Origin of the sequence: Kribbella sp. NPDC050241, from assembly GCF_044459685.1 — a bacterium.
Taxonomy (GTDB): domain Bacteria; phylum Actinomycetota; class Actinomycetes; order Propionibacteriales; family Kribbellaceae; genus Kribbella.
Genome location: NZ_JBITJE010000003.1, coordinates 241,900 through 260,137, shown reverse-complemented (window position 1 = coordinate 260,137; position 18,238 = coordinate 241,900). Strand labels below are relative to the sequence as shown.

Annotated in this window: 18 protein-coding genes; 16 read left to right on the top strand and 2 right to left on the bottom strand. The window is 69.1% G+C overall.

Annotation, left to right across the window (positions count from 1 at the left end):
- Positions 1 to 31: 31 nt before the first annotated feature.
- Genes ACIBG5_RS15800 through ACIBG5_RS15760 form a run of 9 tightly spaced genes read left to right on the top strand, consistent with a single transcriptional unit; the run spans position 32 to position 7,329 of the window.
- Positions 32 to 673, top strand: coding sequence for an HAD family hydrolase (locus ACIBG5_RS15800; RefSeq protein WP_396392256.1), 642 nt, complete (start codon positions 32 to 34; stop codon positions 671 to 673).
- Between the two features lie 15 nt (positions 674 to 688).
- On the top strand, positions 689 to 1,879 hold the full coding sequence (alr, locus tag ACIBG5_RS15795) for an alanine racemase (protein ID WP_396392255.1): 1,191 nt from the start codon (positions 689 to 691) through the stop codon (positions 1,877 to 1,879).
- Between the two features lie 6 nt (positions 1,880 to 1,885).
- Positions 1,886 to 3,001 (top strand): alpha/beta fold hydrolase, encoded by a 1,116-nt coding sequence (locus ACIBG5_RS15790; RefSeq protein ID WP_396392254.1) that lies wholly within the window; start codon positions 1,886 to 1,888, stop codon positions 2,999 to 3,001.
- Positions 2,998 to 3,924, top strand: a complete 927-nt coding sequence (tsaE, locus tag ACIBG5_RS15785) for a tRNA (adenosine(37)-N6)-threonylcarbamoyltransferase complex ATPase subunit type 1 TsaE (RefSeq protein WP_396392253.1) — start codon at positions 2,998 to 3,000, stop codon at positions 3,922 to 3,924. The genes ACIBG5_RS15790 and tsaE overlap by 4 nt, the downstream gene beginning before the upstream one ends.
- A gap of 1 nt (position 3,925) precedes the next feature.
- Complete coding sequence (gene tsaB / locus ACIBG5_RS15780) at positions 3,926 to 4,594, top strand: tRNA (adenosine(37)-N6)-threonylcarbamoyltransferase complex dimerization subunit type 1 TsaB (RefSeq protein ID WP_396392252.1); 669 nt, start codon at positions 3,926 to 3,928, stop codon at positions 4,592 to 4,594.
- Positions 4,591 to 5,040 (top strand): GNAT family N-acetyltransferase, encoded by a 450-nt coding sequence (locus ACIBG5_RS15775; RefSeq protein WP_396392251.1) that lies wholly within the window; start codon positions 4,591 to 4,593, stop codon positions 5,038 to 5,040. Before tsaB ends, ACIBG5_RS15775 begins: the two co-directional genes overlap by 4 nt.
- On the top strand, positions 5,040 to 6,092 hold the full coding sequence (gene tsaD, locus ACIBG5_RS15770; RefSeq protein ID WP_396392250.1) for a tRNA (adenosine(37)-N6)-threonylcarbamoyltransferase complex transferase subunit TsaD: 1,053 nt from the start codon (positions 5,040 to 5,042) through the stop codon (positions 6,090 to 6,092). Before ACIBG5_RS15775 ends, tsaD begins: the two co-directional genes overlap by 1 nt.
- The gene (locus tag ACIBG5_RS15765) at positions 6,089 to 6,538 is read left to right on the top strand and encodes a GNAT family N-acetyltransferase (protein ID WP_396392249.1); all 450 of its coding nucleotides are present in this window, start codon (positions 6,089 to 6,091) and stop codon (positions 6,536 to 6,538) included. Before tsaD ends, ACIBG5_RS15765 begins: the two co-directional genes overlap by 4 nt.
- Positions 6,535 to 7,329 (top strand): alpha/beta hydrolase, encoded by a 795-nt coding sequence (locus ACIBG5_RS15760; RefSeq protein ID WP_396392248.1) that lies wholly within the window; start codon positions 6,535 to 6,537, stop codon positions 7,327 to 7,329. The genes ACIBG5_RS15765 and ACIBG5_RS15760 overlap by 4 nt, the downstream gene beginning before the upstream one ends.
- A gap of 385 nt (positions 7,330 to 7,714) precedes the next feature.
- Here ACIBG5_RS15760 and ACIBG5_RS15755 read toward each other — a convergent pair whose 3' ends face one another.
- Together ACIBG5_RS15755 and ACIBG5_RS15750 are read right to left on the bottom strand one after the other, a co-directional pair.
- Positions 7,715 to 8,875: a methyltransferase domain-containing protein gene (locus tag ACIBG5_RS15755; RefSeq protein WP_396392247.1), complete on the bottom strand. Its 1,161-nt coding sequence runs from the start codon at positions 8,873 to 8,875 to the stop codon at positions 7,715 to 7,717.
- A 9-nt stretch (positions 8,876 to 8,884) separates the two neighbouring features.
- Positions 8,885 to 9,496 carry a peptidoglycan-binding protein gene (locus ACIBG5_RS15750; RefSeq protein WP_396392246.1) on the bottom strand — a complete coding sequence of 204 codons (612 nt, stop codon included), beginning with the start codon at positions 9,494 to 9,496 and terminating at the stop codon, positions 8,885 to 8,887.
- A 282-nt stretch (positions 9,497 to 9,778) separates the two neighbouring features.
- On the opposite strand from ACIBG5_RS15750, the gene groES reads away from it, so the two are divergent.
- The 7 genes from groES (at position 9,779) to ACIBG5_RS15715 (ending at position 18,203) form a co-directional block, all read left to right on the top strand.
- Positions 9,779 to 10,075: a co-chaperone GroES gene (groES, locus tag ACIBG5_RS15745; RefSeq protein WP_130384566.1), complete on the top strand. Its 297-nt coding sequence runs from the start codon at positions 9,779 to 9,781 to the stop codon at positions 10,073 to 10,075.
- Positions 10,076 to 10,203: 128 nt separating this feature from the next.
- A complete protein-coding gene (groL, locus tag ACIBG5_RS15740; RefSeq protein WP_360444713.1) occupies positions 10,204 to 11,823 on the top strand; it encodes a chaperonin GroEL in 1,620 nt (539 codons plus the stop codon).
- A gap of 70 nt (positions 11,824 to 11,893) precedes the next feature.
- Positions 11,894 to 12,349: a GNAT family N-acetyltransferase gene (locus tag ACIBG5_RS15735; RefSeq protein ID WP_396392245.1), complete on the top strand. Its 456-nt coding sequence runs from the start codon at positions 11,894 to 11,896 to the stop codon at positions 12,347 to 12,349.
- Positions 12,350 to 12,499: 150 nt separating this feature from the next.
- A complete protein-coding gene (gene shbA / locus ACIBG5_RS15730; RefSeq protein WP_396392244.1) occupies positions 12,500 to 13,120 on the top strand; it encodes an RNA polymerase sigma factor ShbA in 621 nt (206 codons plus the stop codon).
- Complete coding sequence (locus tag ACIBG5_RS15725; protein WP_396392243.1) at positions 13,113 to 14,465, top strand: hypothetical protein; 1,353 nt, start codon at positions 13,113 to 13,115, stop codon at positions 14,463 to 14,465. Before shbA ends, ACIBG5_RS15725 begins: the two co-directional genes overlap by 8 nt.
- A 119-nt stretch (positions 14,466 to 14,584) precedes the next feature.
- Positions 14,585 to 16,096 (top strand): IMP dehydrogenase, encoded by a 1,512-nt coding sequence (guaB, locus tag ACIBG5_RS15720; RefSeq protein WP_396392242.1) that lies wholly within the window; start codon positions 14,585 to 14,587, stop codon positions 16,094 to 16,096.
- Positions 16,097 to 16,202: 106 nt separating this feature from the next.
- Positions 16,203 to 18,203: a hypothetical protein gene (locus ACIBG5_RS15715; RefSeq protein ID WP_396392241.1), complete on the top strand. Its 2,001-nt coding sequence runs from the start codon at positions 16,203 to 16,205 to the stop codon at positions 18,201 to 18,203.
- Positions 18,204 to 18,238: the final 35 nt, after the last annotated feature.

Here is an 18,238-nt window from a genome sequence, read left to right as displayed (position 1 = left end):
TCGCGGCGGCCGCATTGCGTAGGGTGCTGGGGTGATCGGTCTGGTGATCTTCGACAACGACGGCGTACTGGTGGACTCCGAGCGGCTGGCCAACTCGATCCTGGCCGAGCTGCTGACCGAGGCCGGGTTGCCCTACACGTTCGAGGAAGCGGTGCGTGACTTCATGGGCGGCAGTATGGCGTCCATGCGGCAGAAGGCCGAGGCGCAGCTCGGGCGGCCGCTGCCGGCGGACCTGGAGGACAGGTACCACCAGCGCCTGTTCGACGGGTTCGCCCAGTTGCAGGCGATCGCGGGCGTCGAGGCTGTCCTCGACCACCTCGACGCAGAGGGAATCAGGTACTGCCTGGCGTCGTCGGGCACGCATCGCCGGATCCGTACGGCGCTCACCGCGGTCGGGTTCCTGGACCGGTTCGAGGGCCGCATCTTCAGCGCCGAGGACGTTGCCCACGGCAAGCCCGCGCCTGATCTGTTCCTGCACGCTGCCCAGGAGCTGGGCGTGAAACCGGCCGACTGCGTGGTCGTCGAGGACAGTCCGCTGGGCGTCGCCGCGGCCAACGCGGCCGGCATGAAGGTCTTCGGGTACGCCGGGATGACGGACCCCGTGAAGCTGGCCGCGGCGGACGCGGTTTTCCACGACATGGCCGCCCTTGCCGACCTGATCGACGGCGCCTGAGACACTGGAAGGGCTATGTCTACCCTCCAGTCACTTAGCGGCGACCGCCCGGTCCGCGCCGAGGCGGTCGTTGATCTGGCCGCGATCCGCCATAACGTGGCCACGCTGCGTGCTCGTGCCGGCGGCGCGCAGCTGATGACCGTGGTCAAGGCCGACGGCTACGGGCATGGGATGGTCCCGGTCGCCCGGGCCGCTCGCGAGGCCGGCGCCGACTGGATCGGCGCCGCCGTACTCGAGGAGGCGCTCGCGCTGCGCGAGGCCGGTGACACCGGTCCGATCTTCTGCTGGTTGACCACGCCGGGCGAGCCGCTGTCGGACGCGATCGCCGCCGGCATCGACCTGTCCGCCGGCGCGCCCTGGGAGATCGATGAGCTGGCCGCCGGGGTGACCGACCGGGCGGCCCGGGTGCACCTGAAGATCGACACCGGCATGAGCCGCGGTGGCGCCGTACCCGAAGAGTGGCCCGCGCTGATCCGCGCCGCCGTCCGCGAGCAGCAGTCGGGCCGGATCGAAGTGCGGGGCATCTGGTCGCATCTGTCGTCCTCGGACGAGCCGAAGAGCCCGGCGAACGAGGCTCAGCTGGCCACGTTCCAGGAGGCGATCGAGGTCGCCGAGTCGTTCGGCATCGACGCCGAGTTCAAGCATCTGGCGAACTCGGGTGCCACGCTCGCGCTCCCCGAGACCCACTTCAACCTGGTCCGCCCAGGCGTCGCGACGTACGGGCTCTCGCCGTTCGGGCATGCGCTGCCGTCGGCGGAGCTGGGGCTGCGCCCGGCGATGACGCTGAAGGCACGGCTCGCGATGGTGAAGCGGGTGCCGGCCGGTGCGGGCGTCTCGTACGGCCTGACCTGGACCGCGCCGCGGCCGTCGACGCTCGGCCTGATTCCGCTCGGGTACGGCGACGGCCTGCCGCGGCACGCGTCGAATGGAGCACCGGTCCTGTCCGGTGGACATCGCCGGACGATCGTCGGCCGGATCTGCATGGATCAGTGCGTGGTCAACCTCGAGGACGATGAGGCGGCCGCGGGCGACGAGGTCGTGCTTTTCGGCCCCGGGACCAACGGTGAGCCGACGGCGGACGACTGGGCCGACGCCGCGCGGACGATCAACTACGAGATCGTGACCCGGCTGGGCGCCCGGATTCCCCGCCGGTACGTCGACAGCGCTCAAGACCTTCCCCACCCCACCACCCCAGTCGAAAGGTAGACCGGTATGTCCAAAGCAGGACGGACTGCTGGTCTGATCGGGGCCGCGGTCGGAGTGCTCGCCGCGGGAGCGGCAGCCGGCGTTGCCGTCGAGCGGCAGGTGATCGGCCGACGGTCCAGTCAGCGCGCGCAGCTCGAGGCCGAGCCGTTCGGCTCGATGCGCGGTACTCCACACGTCTTCACTGCCGACGACGGCGTCGAGCTGTACGTCGAGGTCGACGAGCTGAAGCGGTCCCGCCGGCCCGCGCAACCGAAGCGCCGGTTCGGGCGGAAGCTGCCGCTGCCGCCGGAGGACCTGACCGTCATCTTCGCGCACGGCTACGGCCTGAACATGGACTGCTGGCACTTCGAGCGCCGCGACCTGGCCGGCATCGGCACGCTGGTGTTCTACGACCAGCGCTCGCACGGCCGGTCCGGGCGGTCGCCGAAGGAGCACGTCAGCATCGAGCAGCTCGGCCGCGACCTGTACGGGATCATGGAGGAGTTCGCGCCGACGGGTCCGGTGATCCTGATCGGCCACTCGATGGGTGGCATGTCGATCATGGCGCTGGCCGAGCAGCATCCGGAGCTGTTCGCTGACCGGATCATCGGGGTCGGGCTGTGCTCGACCAGCGCGGGCGGCCTGGACCAGGTCCCGATCATCGTGCCGGGCAAGCTCGGGATGATGCTCCGCTCACTGGCCACGCCGACGGTGTCGGTGCTGGCGCGGATCCCCGACGTGGTGGAGCGCAGCCGGAAGGCCGGGACGGACATCAGCTACCTGCTGACCCGGAAGTACTCGTTCGGCTCGGAGGTACCGCCGGCGTACACCGAGTTCGTCAACGAGATGATCGCGGCGACGCCGATCTCGGTGATCGCGGAGTTCTACCCGATCTTCGCGCTGCACGACAAGTTCGACTCCCTGGAGCCGTTGCAGAAGGTGGAGTGCGTGGTGATCGGTGGCGACCGCGACCACCTGACCCCGTTCGTCCACGCCGAGGAGATCGTCCGGCGGGTGCCCGGCGCGGAGCTGGTCGAGGTGAAGAACTGCGGTCACCTGGGCCTGATCGAGCACCACGATGAGTTCACCGCCGCCCTCCTTGGCATGATCGAGCGAGCCGAACAATCCCTGGGACACACATGACCGACCTGCACGTAATGGACGCGACGTCCGACCACGTCGACCAGCTCGTTGCGGTGATCCACCACGCGTTCTCCGCCCGGCGGGTGCTCGACCCGCCGTCCACCGCCCTGTCCGAGAACGCGACCACAGTGGCCGACACCATCGCGCAGTACGGCGGTCTGCTGGTTCGCAGCAACGGTGTTCCGGCCGGCGCGATGCTGTTCGAGGAGACCGGCGACGTGCTGAACCTGCGCCGCGTCTCGGTCGACCCGCGGCACCAGGGTCACGGGGTCGCGTCCGCGATGGTCGGGTGCGCCGAGGAGGTCGCCGTACAGCGTGGGTTGAATCGGGTCCAGTTGATCGCTCGGATCGAACTGCCCGACACCGTGGAGTTCTGGCGGCGCCGCGGGTACTCGCTGGTCGAGCAGCAGGACCACAACCTGATCCTCGCGAAGGCGATGCCGATCGAGCTGATCGTGCCGACGGCCGACGACATGCGGGCGATCGGCGAGGAGGTCGCGGGCCAGTTGCGCGCGGGCGACGTACTCGTGCTGTCCGGCGACCTCGGCGCGGGCAAGACGACGTTCACTCAAGGTCTCGGTGCGGGACTGAAGGTGCGCGGTGACATCACGTCGCCGACGTTCGTGATCTCGCGGGTGCACCCGTCGCTGGCCGGCGGTCCGCCGCTCGTGCACGTGGACGCGTACCGGCTGGGTGGGATCGCCGAGTTGGACGACCTCGACCTGGACGCGAGCCTCGACGACGCGGTCACGGTGGTCGAGTGGGGCCACGGTCTGGCCGAGTCGCTGGCGCCGGACCGGCTGGACATCGTGGTCACCCGTGGCGACGACGACACCGACGAGACCCGCGAGCTGCGGATCATCCCGGTGGGACCGCGCTGGGCCGCATCCGGTGTTCGGGTGTCTGTACTGGAGAAGAACTGACATGTTGCTTGCCTTTGACACCTCGAGTGCGGCCGTCACCGTTGCGCTGGCCGATCCGCTGAGCGGTGAGATCGTCGCGTCCTCGACGACCGTCGACGCGTTGCGGCACGGCGAGCTGCTCGCGCCCGCGATCGCCGCGGCGCTGGAGACCGCCGGCTGTACGGCGCGCGACCTGACGCGGATCGCGGTCGGAGTCGGTCCTGGCCCGTTCACCGGATTGCGGGTCGGACTGGTGACTGCGCGGACCATGGCCGACGTACTCGGGATCGAGGTCGCCGGCGTCTGCAGCCTGGACATCCTGGCGCGGCAGTCGTCGCTGACGCTGCCGGTGGCCGTCGCGACCGACGCGCGGCGCAAGGAGATCTACTGGGCTCTGTACGACGGCCCGGCCGCCGACGGAAGCCGGCGTCGCCTGGAAGGGCCGGCGGTGGATCGTCCGGCTGAGGTCGCGCACGTGCTGTCGGGTCTGCCGGTGATCGGCCGGGGCGCGGTCCTGTACGCCGAGGCGCTCGGTGTGACGGACGTCGATGTCGCCGAGTACCCGTCGGCCGAGGTGCTTGCGACGGGCGTTGCGACCGGCACCCTCGATGTCGTCGAGCCCGACCCGCTGTACCTGCGCCGGCCCGACGTGACGATGTCCGCCGGGCCGAAGAGCGTGCTGCCGAAGTGAGGCCAGCCATTCGACCGGCGACCGCGGACGATCTGCCCGCTCTGGTCGCGTTGGACGAGGTGTGCTTCGGGTCGGAGGCCTGGAGTACGGTCTCGTGGACGACCGAGTTCGACCGGTTGTCCGAGGATCGGGTGATCCTGGTCGCGGACGAGGGTGTGGCCGTCGGGTACGTCGTACTCCTGGTGCCACCGGTCAGGCTGGACGTGGTCGAGTTGCTGCGGATCGCGGTGACCCCGGCCGAGCGGCGTACCGGGATCGGCCGGCAGTTGATGGCGGCGGCGCTGGCGCGCTGTGCCGGCCGGACCGTGTTGCTGGAAGTTGCTGCGGGCAATCAATCGGCTGGTGGGCTCTATGAAGGCTTTGGTTTCCAGGAGATCAGCCGGCGGCGCGGGTACTACGCCGGCGGCGAGGATGCGGTGATCATGCGGTGGCGGGAGGAATTGTGATGGCGAACGAGCCCCTCATCCTGGGGATCGAGACGTCGTGCGACGAGACCGGGGTCGGGATCGTCCGCGGGCAGACGCTGCTCGCCGACGCGATCGCGTCCAGTGTCGAGGAGCATGCCCGGTTCGGCGGCGTCGTACCGGAGGTGGCCAGTCGCGCGCACCTGGAGGCGATGGTGCCGACGATCCGGCGTGCCTGTGAGACCGCCGGGATCGAACCGACCGACGTCGACGCCGTCGCGGTCACCAGCGGGCCAGGCCTCGCCGGTGCGCTACTGGTCGGCGTGGCTGCGGCCAAGGGGCTTGCGCTGTCGCTCGACAAGCCGCTGTACGGCGTGAACCACCTCGCGGCGCATGTCGCCGTCGACACCTTGGAGCACGGCGATCTGCCCAAGGGCTGTGTCGCCATGCTCGTGTCGGGCGGGCACTCGTCGTTGCTCGCGGTCGAGGACATCACCGAGGGCGTGCTGCCGATGGGGAGCACCATCGACGACGCCGCGGGCGAGGCCTTCGACAAGGTCGCGCGGGTGCTGGGGCTGCCGTTCCCGGGTGGTCCATATGTCGACAAGGCGGCACGGGACGGTGGCGACCGGCTCTACGTCACGTTCCCGCGTGGCCTGACGTCGCAGCGCGACCTCGAGCGGCACCGGTTCGATTTCTCCTTCTCCGGGCTGAAGACCGCGGTCGCGCGCTGGGTCGAGGCGCGGCGTCGCGACGGTGAGGACGTGCCGGTGAACCACGTTGCCGCGGCCTTCCAGGAGGCGGTCTGCGACGTGCTGACCCGCAAGGCGATCGACGCGTGCAAGGACCGCGGCTTCGAGCACCTGCTGATCGGTGGCGGTGTCGCGGCGAACTCACGGCTGCGCGTGATGGCCGAAGAACGGTGCTCGGCGGCAGGCATCGCCGTACGGGTGCCGCGGCCGGGGTTGTGCACCGACAACGGCGCGATGGTCGCGGCGCTCGGCTCGGAGCTGGTCCGGGCCGGGAAGTCTCCGTCGCCGTTGGGATTGCCGGCCGACTCGTCGATGCCGATCACCGAGGTGCTGAACAAATGAAGTGGACACACCCGCACGGGTTCGAGGCCGACGACGACACGTCCCGGATCGACGTCGACGTGGTGCACGGCTTCCTGAGTACGTCGTACTGGGCGCCAGGGATCCCGTGGGAGGTCGTGGCGCGGTCGATCGCGGGGTCGCTGAACGTCGGAGTGTTCACGGCGGACGGGGCGATGGTCGCGTTCGCTCGCGCGGTGACGGACCGGGCGACGTTCGCGTGGATCGCGGATGTGTTCGTGGTGCCTGAGCAGCGCGGGCATGGGCTGGGGAAGTTCGTCGTGGCCACGCTGCTCGACCATCCCGAGTTGCAGGGTGTTCGTCGCGTCATGCTCGGGACCGAGGACGCGCACGAGCTCTACCGGCGGCACGGTTTCACCGAGCTCGCCGCCGACGGCCGCATGATGGGCATCCGTCGCGACCCCGCGGACATCTACGGCCGCCCATGACCATGACCGGTCCTGCTGTGGATCTGGTCTGGCATCCTGCCGGGGCGACGGATCTGGTGGTGCTGGCTCATGGCGGGCAGGAGCATTCGACCGCGGTTCCTCATCTGTGGCGGGCGCCGATCCTGCGGATGTGGCCGTTCGCCCTCGCCGCCCGATCGGCGGTTCCCACTGCTGCGGTCGGCATGCTGCGCTATCGGTATCGCGGATGGAACGGGTCCGCCGCCGACTCTGCCGTTGACCTCCGGGCGGTCCTCGACGAGCTGCCACCGGTGATCCGCCGGGTGGTGCTGATCGGGCACTCGATGGGTGGCCGGGCGGTCGTGGCCGCAGGCAATCATCCTCGGGTGGCCGGCGTACTGGCCTTGGCTCCTTGGCTGCCCGAGGGTGAGCCGCTGACCGCGCTGCGTCCGCCGGTGACGTTCGCCCATGGCACGGACGACACGATCACCGATCCGCGCGCGACCGCCGCGTACGCCGAGCGCCTTCGCGCGGCCGGCACTCCCGTCACGATGTATGCGCTCGCCGGGGAGGGCCACGCCATGCTCCGTCGGTCGACCGACTGGAACACCGTGGTCGCCAACTTCACCATCACTGCCCTGAACGCCACAGCACCGGCCCGTGGCACGGACGGCCCGCGCATCGAGTCACTCCCGCAGTACGGTCCGAAGGCGTTGTTGCCGATCGCGGTCGGATCGATTGCGGTGGCACGCTTCCGGCTGCCGGTCGTGGAACGGTTCGAAGCGCACTGCAGTGCGGGGAAGAGCACGGCAGCGGGCAGAGACCTGGGGTGACTTCGCCGCCTGCTCCCCAGGTGAACGGTCAGCGGCCAACCGGTTTCTGCCACCCACCCTGCCGAACCCAGGTGAACGCCTGACTGCACCCGCATGACACTCAGTCGACGTCCGTCTCCTCAGACCGGACGTCGCCCGTTTAGTGGCGGATCCCCGGGGAGTGCAGCAGCAGACGCAGCACCTCGCCTACCGGCAGGTCGCCCGGGGACCCGCTCGCGAGATCGATCATATGTTCGAATGCACTCACAATGCAAGTCCGGCCCGAAGGGAGTTCACAGCATGCCAGCCAGCAAGGACAGACTCCGATGGGAGGGCCTCCCGGAGCCCGTGCGTGCGCTGATCGAGGAGTACAAGCAGGGCCTGGGCCTGGCAGCGCTCGAATGGCTCAGGGCTCGATCTTGACCCGGCCGCAGGAGTAGGCGACGGCGTCGCGACCAATGCGCGTGATGATCAGCGTGGCGGACTCCGAGCCCTTCGGAGCGAGCTTCTTCCGGAGCTGGGCCGGGTCGACGTCCACCCCGCGCTTCTTGATCTCGAGCGTGCCGATGCCCTGCGTGCGGACCCAGGATCGCAGTGCCTTCTCCTTGTACGGCAGCTCCTCCACCACCTCGTACGCCGACGCGAGCGGGGTCGGCACGAGCTTCGGTGCGGTGACGTACGCGATCCGCGGGTCGAGCAGCCACCCGTCAACCGCAGCGGCCACCGCGGTCACCAGACCGGCCCGCACAACGGCACCATCCGGCTCATAGATGAACCGCTCGACCGGACCGCTCTCAGCCTCGGGCGCATCCGCCACACTCACGCCACTGGGTAGCAACGTCGCCCGCCGCGGGGTGCCGGTGTACAGCGCCCCGGACCACAGCGCGGCCTCCTTCACCTCACCGGCGTCGGAGATCCACTCCGCCTCGACGCCCTCGGGTACGGCGTCGTGCGGGATGCCAGGCGCGACCTTCACGCAGGCAGTGCGCTGCAAGAGCTCGGCGACAAAGGTCCACGGCGGTGAGTAGGCATTGTGGTCGAACACGCGTCGACCATCAGCGCGTCGAGCGGGGTCCGCGAACACGACGTCGTATGGCGTGAGCTCGGTGGACTCGGCGTCGCCGACCATGACCTCACCGGGCAGACCGAGCGCGGCCAGGTTGGCGCGGGCTGTAGCTGCGGTCTCCGGGTCGCGTTCGACGCCGGTGACCCGTAGACCGGCGCGGGCCGCACTGATCAGGTCGCCACCGATCCCGCAGCCCAGGTCGACCACACTGCTGCCCGGCAACGCCGCCGCGATGCGTGCGGCCCGGTGCGTGCCGACCGTGGTCCTGGTGGCCTGCTCCAGACCGTCCGGGGTGAAGTACATCCGGGCCGCATCCGCTCCGAACTTGGCGACCGCCCGGTGCCGCAGCGATGCCTGAGTGACCGCGATCGTCACAAGCGTCGCGTCGTACCTGCGCCGCAGCCTCTCGACCAGTTGCAGCTCCTTGCCGGGCTGGTACGCCGCACAGGCCTCAGCGAGCACCTCGGCGCCCGACCCGTCCAGCAACGCGGTGACAGTCACCCACACACCCTAGAGCGGGCTCGAGCAGCTCCTGCTCCAGCTGTTGGTGGCGGAGGAGTAGAGGCGCCAGTTCATGGCCGCGCGGGTCTTGGGGCCGTAGATGCCGTCCACCACGAGCTTGTGCTTGCGCTGCACCGTCTTGACCACTGCACGGGTGTTGCTGCCGTAGATGCCGTCGACTGCGAGGTGGGTGCCGTAGCAGAAGTTCAGGTTGCGCTGCAGGACCTGGATGGCGGTGTCGGGGTCGCCGTACACGGTGGAACCGCGGTGTGGGTCGTCGCCGTACATGAGGTTGCAGGTGGTGCTCTTGCTCGCGTAGATCGACGGCATCGGGATGCCCCAGCTGCTGTTGACCGGCACCAGGATGGCCGCGCGGCACTGTGGCAGTGCGGCCGCGGCCTTGGTCTCTGCCTCGGCGGAGGTGCGGGTCGGGTCGGTCGACTGATCGGCCGGAGCCTGCTCCGCCGGCTGATCTGCGGCGGGAGCTCCAACGCTCGGGGTGGCCGGCTGGTCCTTCGACGCTCCGGCGGCGACCGCTCCGACGGCCACCACGCCCACTGCGGCAAGGACCGCGATCGTGCGCCCGGACAGGTTGGGTAGAGACGGGAAGCTGATGGCCATGGTCTCTCCTCGGACCCGGTGGGAAGCCCTCCTGGGGAAACGGTCGCACGGCGACCGGGGTCAGGCCCAGCGTTCGGCCACAATCCGTACCCGGCCGGTCACAGACTCCGCCGACAGAGGAAGTCTGGCACTCGAGTTGACCGAGTGCTAATCGCGGCCTAGATTCGGTGTTGGCACTCTCCACCCGAGGGTGCCAGCGGTCCGGCCTCTGACCCCCGCGACGGCAGGGGAGCGCGACCACCCTGAACTGCAGACAAGCAAATCGACCGTGGAGGTCAGCAAGTGTCGGTCACGATCAAGCCGCTCGAGGACCGCGTCCTCGTCGCGCCGCTCGAAGCCGAGCAGACCACGAAGTCCGGCCTGGTGATCCCGGACACCGCCAAGGAGAAGCCCCAGGAGGGCGAGATCCTCGCCGTCGGCCCCGGCCGCATCGACGACAACGGCAACCGCGTCCCGCTGGACGTCGCCGTCGGCGACAAGGTCATCTACTCCAAGTACGGCGGCACCGAGGTCAAGTACGACGGCCAGGACTACCTGATCCTGGGCGCCCGCGACATCCTCGCAGTCGTCAGCAAGTGACGGCCGCTCGCTGTTCCTGACTGACACCGCCCTGGTGCCCTCCCGGCGCCGGGGCGGAGTCGGTCCGGGGCAGCGAGCTCGGAACTGCTGTTACGAAGCGCGAATTTCAGAGAGGGACTGGATTTTTCATGCCGAAGATCCTCGAGTTCGACGAGAACGCTCGGCGCGCGCTGGAGCGCGGCGTCGACAAGCTCGCGAACACGGTGAAGGTGACGCTGGGGCCGAAGGGCCGCTACGTCGTCCTGGACAAGAAGTGGGGCGCCCCGACCATCACCAACGACGGTGTCACCGTCGCCCGTGAGGTCGAGCTGGACGACCCGTTCGAGAACCTTGGTGCGCAGTTGGCCAAGGAGGTCGCCACCAAGACCAACGACATCGCCGGTGACGGCACCACCACCGCGACGGTGCTGGCGCAGGCACTGGTGCACGAGGGCCTGCGGGCCGTCGCGGCCGGGGTCAACCCGATGGGCCTGAAGAAGGGCATCGAGGCGGCCGTCGAGGCCGTGTCGGCCAAGCTGATCGAGACCGCGCGGCCGGTCGACGACAAGGGCGACATGGCCCACGTCGCCACCATCTCCGCCCGGGACGCCGAGATCGGCGCCCTGATCGCGGACGCGTTCGACAAGGTCGGCAAGGACGGTGTGATCACCGTCGAGGAGTCGAACACCTTCGGGACCGAGCTCGAGTTCACCGAGGGCATGCAGTTCGACAAGGGCTTCATCTCGCCGTACTTCATCACCGACGCCGAGGCCGGCGAAGCGGTGCTGGAGGACCCGTACATCCTGATCCACCAGGGCAAGGTCTCCGCGATCGCGGACCTGCTGCCGCTGCTGGAGAAGGTCGTACAGTCCGGCAAGACCCTGCTGATCATCGCCGAGGACGTCGAGGCCGAGGCCCTGTCCACCCTCGTGGTCAACAAGATCCGCGGCAACTTCACCTCCGTCGCCGTCAAGGCGCCGGGCTTCGGTGACCGCCGCAAGGCGATGCTGGAGGACCTGGCCGCGCTGACCGGCGCGCAGGTCGTTGCTCCGGAGGTCGGGCTGAAGCTGGACCAGGTCGGTCTGGAGGTGCTCGGTTCGGCGCGCCGGATCGTGGTCTCCAAGGACAACACCACGGTGGTCGACGGCGCCGGCAAGTCCGACGACATCGACGGCCGGGTGAACCAGATCAAGGCCGAGATCGAGCGCACCGACTCCGACTGGGACCGCGAGAAGCTGCAGGAGCGGCTGGCCAAGCTGGCCGGTGGCGTCTGCGTGATCAAGGTCGGCGCGGCCACCGAGGTCGAGCTGAAGGAGAAGAAGCACCGGATCGAGGACGCTGTGTCCGCGACCCGGGCCGCGATCGAGGAGGGCATCGTCGCCGGCGGCGGCTCCGCCCTCGTGCACGCGGCTGCCGTCCTGGACAAGGGACTGGACCTCGAGGGTGACGAGCTCGCCGGTGTCCGGATCGTCCGCAAGGCGATCGTCGAGCCGCTGCGCTGGATCGCCGAGAACGGCGGCTACGAGGGCTACGTCGTGACCGCCAAGGTCGCGGAGCTGGAGGTCGGCAGCGGCTTCAACGCCGCCACCGGCGAGTACGGCGACCTGCTGGCCCAGGGCGTGCTGGACCCGGTCAAGGTGACCCGGTCCGCGCTCGCCAACGCCGGCTCGATCGCCGCGCTGCTGCTCACCACCGAGACCCTCGTGGTCGACAAGCCCGAGGAAGAGGAGCCCGCCGCAGCCGGTCACGGCCACGGTCACGGTCACTGATCCTCAGGTAGTAGTTCCACAGCACCGCCCCGGCAGTCCTGCCGGGGCGGTGTTCTGTTGGGATGGGCTTGTGACGCTGATCAGAGAACGTGGCAAGCAGGACCTGGACATCTGCGTCCGGCTGTTGCGGGATGTGCACGAGGTGGCCGGGTACCCGGTGAACTGGCCGGCGGATGCGCGGAAGTGGTTGACGCCGGAGGACGGGCTCGGGTGCTGGGTGGCTGTCAGCGACGGGCGCGTGGTGGGGCACGTGGCGCTGACCGCCAACGGGTCTGACGGGGTGTGCGTGGAGCGGTTGTTCGTGGATCCGAAGGCGACCCGCGCGGGGATCGGACGGCAGTTGCTGGATCATTCGGTGAAGACGGCGGCTGAGCTCGGGCGGAAGCTGTCCTTGGAGGTCGTGGACAATCGCGGCGCGGCCGAGCGGCTGTACCGGCGGGCCGGATGGCTGGAGACCGGCCGCACGCCGATCGACTGGGGTGGCGACCAGGCCTCCGAGCTGATCCACTTCGACGCCCCCAGCTAAGGACGAGGATCGAGCGGTAGGAAATCCGTACGGGCCAGTAGTGACAGATCGTGACCAGAATCTGGTGGTGATCACGAATTGCCACTAGGCAACGGAAGGTGAGAGCCGTACCATCTTTCAGGCTGACCGGTCCGACACGAGGGGGCGAGGGTGACCGAGGTCCAAGTACCACACACCCACGACCGGGTCGAGCTTCGAGATCTTGCCGCTCGCGCGAGCGAAGGCGATCGGACAGCTCTGAACGACCTGCTCACCAGGGTGCGTGCCGTCGCCCACCGCTATGTGCGGTCGAGGCTGTGGACCTATCCGGGCGGCGCCGACATGGTCGACGACGTCGCGCAGGAGGTTTGTGTCGCGGTGTTCGGCGCACTCGGCCGGTACCGCGACGAGGGGAGGCCCTTCGAGGCTTTCGTCTACGGCATCGCGGCCCGCAAGGTCGCCGATGCCCAGCGTGCGTTCGCGGTGGCCGACGTTTCGACGCCGGACCTGCCGGACGGCGCGGACGAGTCACCGACGCCGGAGGAGCACGCGGTCCGGCATTCGGAGGTCCAGCACATCATGGGGCTGCTGGACAAGTTGCCGGTGAAGCTGCGGGAGATCCTGCGGCTCCGGGTGGTAGCGGGGATGTCAGCCGAGGAGACCGGCCGGGCACTGGGGATGACACCGGGGGCGGTGAGGGTCGCACAACATCGAGCGTTGAACACGCTCAGGGGGTTTGTGGGGCATGAGGCACAGCTGGAAAGAGGAGCAGGGGAGGGGCATCATGGCTGACCGTTTCGATCTCGACGCGATCGACGCTGATGACGCACTGCTCGACCTACTGGCCGTTGGTGGGGAGACCGCGCTCGGCGCGGGAGAGCACGACCCGGCCGTCAAGCTGCTGGCAGAGCTACGGCTCGCGGTGGAGGTGGAGGACGAACTCCCGGTCGAGACGATCGACGACCCGGAGAGCTTCCTGGCGCGCTGCGCGGCTCTGAACCCGGTGACGGACCCGTTCGCCCGCAAGGTGGCGGCCCGCGGTCTGGCACTCGGTGTCGCCGCCGTGGCCGCGCTGTCGGTCTCCGGAGTGGCCGCCGCGGTCACCGGCGACCCGTTGTCGCCGTACGAGAAGGTCATCGAGAAGATGGTCGACGCGGTCCGCCCGCAGACCAGCTTCCCGAAGGAACAGCTCGACGGTATGCCGGTGGTCGACAAGACCAAGATCGTCAAGGTCGCCAAGGACTACCAGAAGAAGCAGGAAGAGAAGGCCGCCGAGGAGAAGGCGAAGTCCGACGGGACCGTCGCGGCCGACCAGCTCCCGCAGGCGACCACCGACGTGAACCCGCCGCTGGCCAGGCCGCTCCCGAAGGAGCTGCCGAGCATCATCCAGCAGCCGGTGGTGCCGCCGGCGACGCAGCCGCCGGGCCAGACGGGCAACGGTCAGACCGACGAGCCGGGCTCCGCCCCGACGGATCCGCCCACGTCGGACCCGACGCAGGACCCGACTGCGCCCCCGACGGACCCGACTGCGCCGCCGACGGACCCGACTGCGCCGCCGACGGACCCGACTGCGCCGCCGACGGACCCGACTGCGCCGCCGACGGACCCGACGACGCCGCCGGCCACGGAGCCGACCGACCCGCCGTCGACCCCGCCGGACAACGGCGAGACCGGGACGGACAACGGCGACACGACGACGCCGCCGAGTACGGCGCCGAGCGGCGACACCGGCACGGGCTCAGGCGACTCGAGCACCGGCGACGCCGGCTCGGACAGCGGCAGCCAGACGGTCCCGGGCGACACGAACCCGGCGCCCGAGCAGCCTGGTGACAACCAGGAGCCTGCGGGCGGCGCCTTGACCGACCTGCTGGAGAAGGTCCTGCCGGTGCTGCCGACCCCGACCGGGGTCGTGGCCGAGCTGAAGAGTGCCGAGACGTTCTTCAGCGCCACTGCGGACGCGAAGCACTCCAGCGGCGAGGTCTCGAGCGGTTCCGTGAAGGCGACGTACCCCCAGGGCAAGCACTCCACCGGCCAGTACGCCGAGGGCAAGCACGCCGCCATCGAGCGCACCCACGGCTCGCTGGAGGACCAGACCGTCCTGCAGATCCTGGGCGTGGTCAACAAGCGGACGAACTGACCCGCACACCACCCGCCGCCGGTCCGCGGCGGGTGGTGTGACCGGGCGGTTCGGGGGACTCGTGCGGCGCGGCTAGGATGGGGTTCCGATCTCGCCGTGCAAAGGTGCCTGTTTCCCCCATGGACATCACACCCGCTGGAGTTCCCGACAAGTTCGCCGTCCTCGGCCTCACCTTCGACGATGTGCTGCTGCAGCCCAACGAGTCCGACGTCATCCCGTCCGAGGCGAGCACCCGGTCCCGGGTCAGCCGCAACATCGAGGTGAACATCCCGCTGCTGTCCAGCGCGATGGACACCGTCACCGAGGCGCGGATGGCGATCGCCATGGCCCGACAGGGCGGCCTCGGTGTCCTGCATCGCAACCTCTCGATCGAGGACCAGGCTCAGCAGGTCGACCTGGTCAAGCGCTCCGAATCCGGCATGATCGCTCAGCCGATCACCATCGGCCCCGACGCCAGCATCGGCGAGGCCGACGCGCTCTGCGCGCAGTACCGGATCTCCGGCGTCCCGGTGGTCGACAACGCCGGCGTACTCGTCGGCATCGTGACGAACCGCGACATGCGGTTCGAGAACGACCTGTCCCGGCCGGTGCACGAGGTGATGACCAAGCAGCCGCTGATCACCGGCAAGCAGGGCATCTCCGCCGACGACGCGATGGCGCTGCTCAGCAAGCACAAGGTGGAGAAGCTGCCGCTGGTCGACGACGCCGGCAAGCTGACCGGCCTGATCACGCTGAAGGACTTCGTCAAGCGCGACAAGTTCCCGCTGTCCACCAAGGACGATTCGGGCCGGCTGCGGGTCGGTGGCGCGATCGGCTTCTTCGGTGAGGCCTACAAGCGGGCGATGACGCTCGTCGAGGCCGGCGTCGACGTGCTTGTCGTGGACACCGCGCACGGTCACTCCCAGGCCCAGTTGGAGATCATCCGCAAACTCAAGGCCGACCCGGCCACCCGCGGCGTCGACGTCGTCGGCGGCAACGTCGGGACCCGGGCCGGCGCCCAGGCGCTGGTCGACGCGGGCGCGGACGGCGTCAAGGTCGGCGTCGGACCGGGGTCGATCTGTACGACGCGGGTCGTGTCCGGCGTCGGCGTACCGCAGGTCACCGCGATCTACGAGGCCTCGCTGGCGTGCAAGCCGGCCGGCGTACCGGTGATCGGGGACGGCGGCCTGCAGTACTCCGGTGACATCGCCAAGGCGCTCGTTGCCGGCGCGGACACCGTGATGCTGGGTTCGCTGCTGGCCGGCTGCGAGGAGTCCCCGGGCGACCTGGTCTTCATCAACGGCAAGCAGTTCAAGGCGTACCGCGGGATGGGTTCGCTCGGCGCGATGCAGTCCGGCGGCCTGCGCAAGTCGTACTCCAAGGACCGCTACTTCCAGAGCGACGTCGGCAGCGACGAGAAGCTGATCGCCGAGGGAGTCGAGGGCCAGGTCCCGTACCGCGGCCCGCTCGCGGCCGTCGCCCACCAGCTCGTCGGCGGCCTCCGCCAGTCGATGTGGTACTGCGGCTCCCGCACCGTCCCGGAGCTCCAGGAGAAGGGCCGCTTCGTCCGCATCACCTCAGCCGGCCTCCAGGAGTCCCACCCCCACGACATCCAAATGACAGTCGAAGCCCCCAACTACTCCGGCCACTGACCAACCCCGAACAGCCCCACACAGACCGTGTGGGGCTGTTCCGCGTCCACTGACCCTTCAGTCGGTTATGTTCCGGCGACTCTGCGTACCGGATGGCTGGGGCTCCATGGTTCTGCTGATGCTGGCCGCCACGCTGTACGGCGTCCTCCAACTCCTCGTCCTCGCCTGGCCTACGCGCACAGTCCGACTTCCGACAGCATTCCTGGCCGTCGCAGTTGGCGTGTACGCATGCGGCGCCCTGGGGCTCGCGCTCGAACTACTTGCGGCGCACAGCCTCGCGGCCAGCTCTGACGTGCAACTGTCGGACGCGATCCGGCAGGCGAGCTACACGATCGATCCGACCATCGAAGAGCTGGTCAAGATCGTGCCGCTGCTGCTGATCGGCATCAACGTCCGCTCGCGTCTCCAGCATGGCCTGACCGACTACGTCGTCCTCGGCGCCGCCCTGGGTGCAGGCTTCGGCTTGCTCGAAGCCTTCGGCCGCTTCGGGACAGACTCTGATCAGGCCATCCCGATCTCGGGCGGCGGCTGGATCCTGCCGGGCTTCAGCTCGCCGTACATCCCAGGGATCAGGCAGGTCCTGTCGACGGCGTTCCCAGCCCCGGCCGGCTCGCTCGACGTCTCCGACCTGATGAAGCTCAGCTCTCTTTCGTCAGGAACGAGCATCCATCTGGCGTGGTCAGCGCTCGCCGCCCTGGGCGTTGGGCTCCTGCTCCGGGGGCGACGTTGGGCCAAGCTGCTCGGTCTACTTCCGATCGGCGTCGCGTGCGGTCTGCACACCCTGCACAACTACGTGGCGGTCAACTCGAAGTCGTCGGCCGAGCCCTTCAACAGCGCGCTGGAGAACGTGCTCTGGCTGGTGCCTCTTACCGGTCTCGCGATCGCGATGGCCCTTGATCTGAAGACCTTCCGCTGGGTCAAGTCCGCCGTACCCCTGCTCCCTGGCGGTCGACTCGCCATACTCCGCTTCAGCCTGACCGCCCTCCCGTGGACCGGCTGGATCGCGTTGCGCTTCATCCTCGTACGCCGATCGCTGTGGTTCCTCGCCGCTCGAACCACACCCGCCACGGCCGAGCCGCTCCGTGGAGTCGTCAGCGAGATCGTCACCGAGATGCAAGCAGCGGGGGATCGTCGGGCCTGGCGCGGCCTCCACGTCCGGCAGACCCTCCTCGCGGCCATCAGGTGGAAACGCCGAGCACTACTGGTCATCGTCTGGCTGGCCCTGATGATCCCAGCCCTGCTACTCGCGATCGTCGGATCCTCCCCCTCCAGAGCAGGCCTCCAGCAATCGTTCGCCACGGGCGTTGGCGCCAAGCTGATGCTCGGGTCCGCAGTCGTTGCCCTCGTCTGGATCCTCTGGCGACTCATCGCAGGCTTGTTCGAAGTACGCCGTACCGCCAAGTCGCCTCGCGGCGACCTGATCGCCGCAGCCCGCTTCCGCGTCCTGGTGGCTCTGGGCGGGCTCTCCATCGGCACCCTCCTCCTCTACCTCCGCCTCACCGGCACCGAACTCGACGACCACGTGGCCCTCAACGCCCATCTCCTGGACGCACTGGACGACGTACTCCTGATCGTCGGCTTCACGCTCACCGTCCTGGCCCTCTTCGCCCTCTTCCCGCCCGGCGCCCTGGCCCTGGCCACCGGCGGCATCGCCACGACAGCCATCACCACCGAAGCCGCCACCGCCCTAGGCCTCTCCGGCATCCTCCTCATGACCGCCGGCGCCCGAAGCCGCACCACCAGCGGCAGCTCCAGCGGATCGTCTCGACAACCTGAGAGCGAGCCGAGCGGGCTCGAGCAGCAGCCGCCGGCCGAGATGCCTGTCGTAGCCGACGGCAAGCTCCAGGACATCATCAAGAACCTCTACAAAGGGACCGCCAATCCGAAACGGACGGGTGATGGCACCACAATGGACGCCGTACGGAACGAGCTCCTGACCGGTCGCCGGACCCATTGGACGCGTCATATCCAGAAGGCTGAGCAGACCAAGAGAGACCTGGCGAACTGGGTCGAGCGGCATCCCGATGCCTCCGCTCGTGACATCAGGATCGCCCGGGCTTTGATGAAGCGATTGACCAACGCACTGAATACGAAGAGGCCGAACTGATGTCCGTAGCCGAGGATGCACTGGAACAACGACTG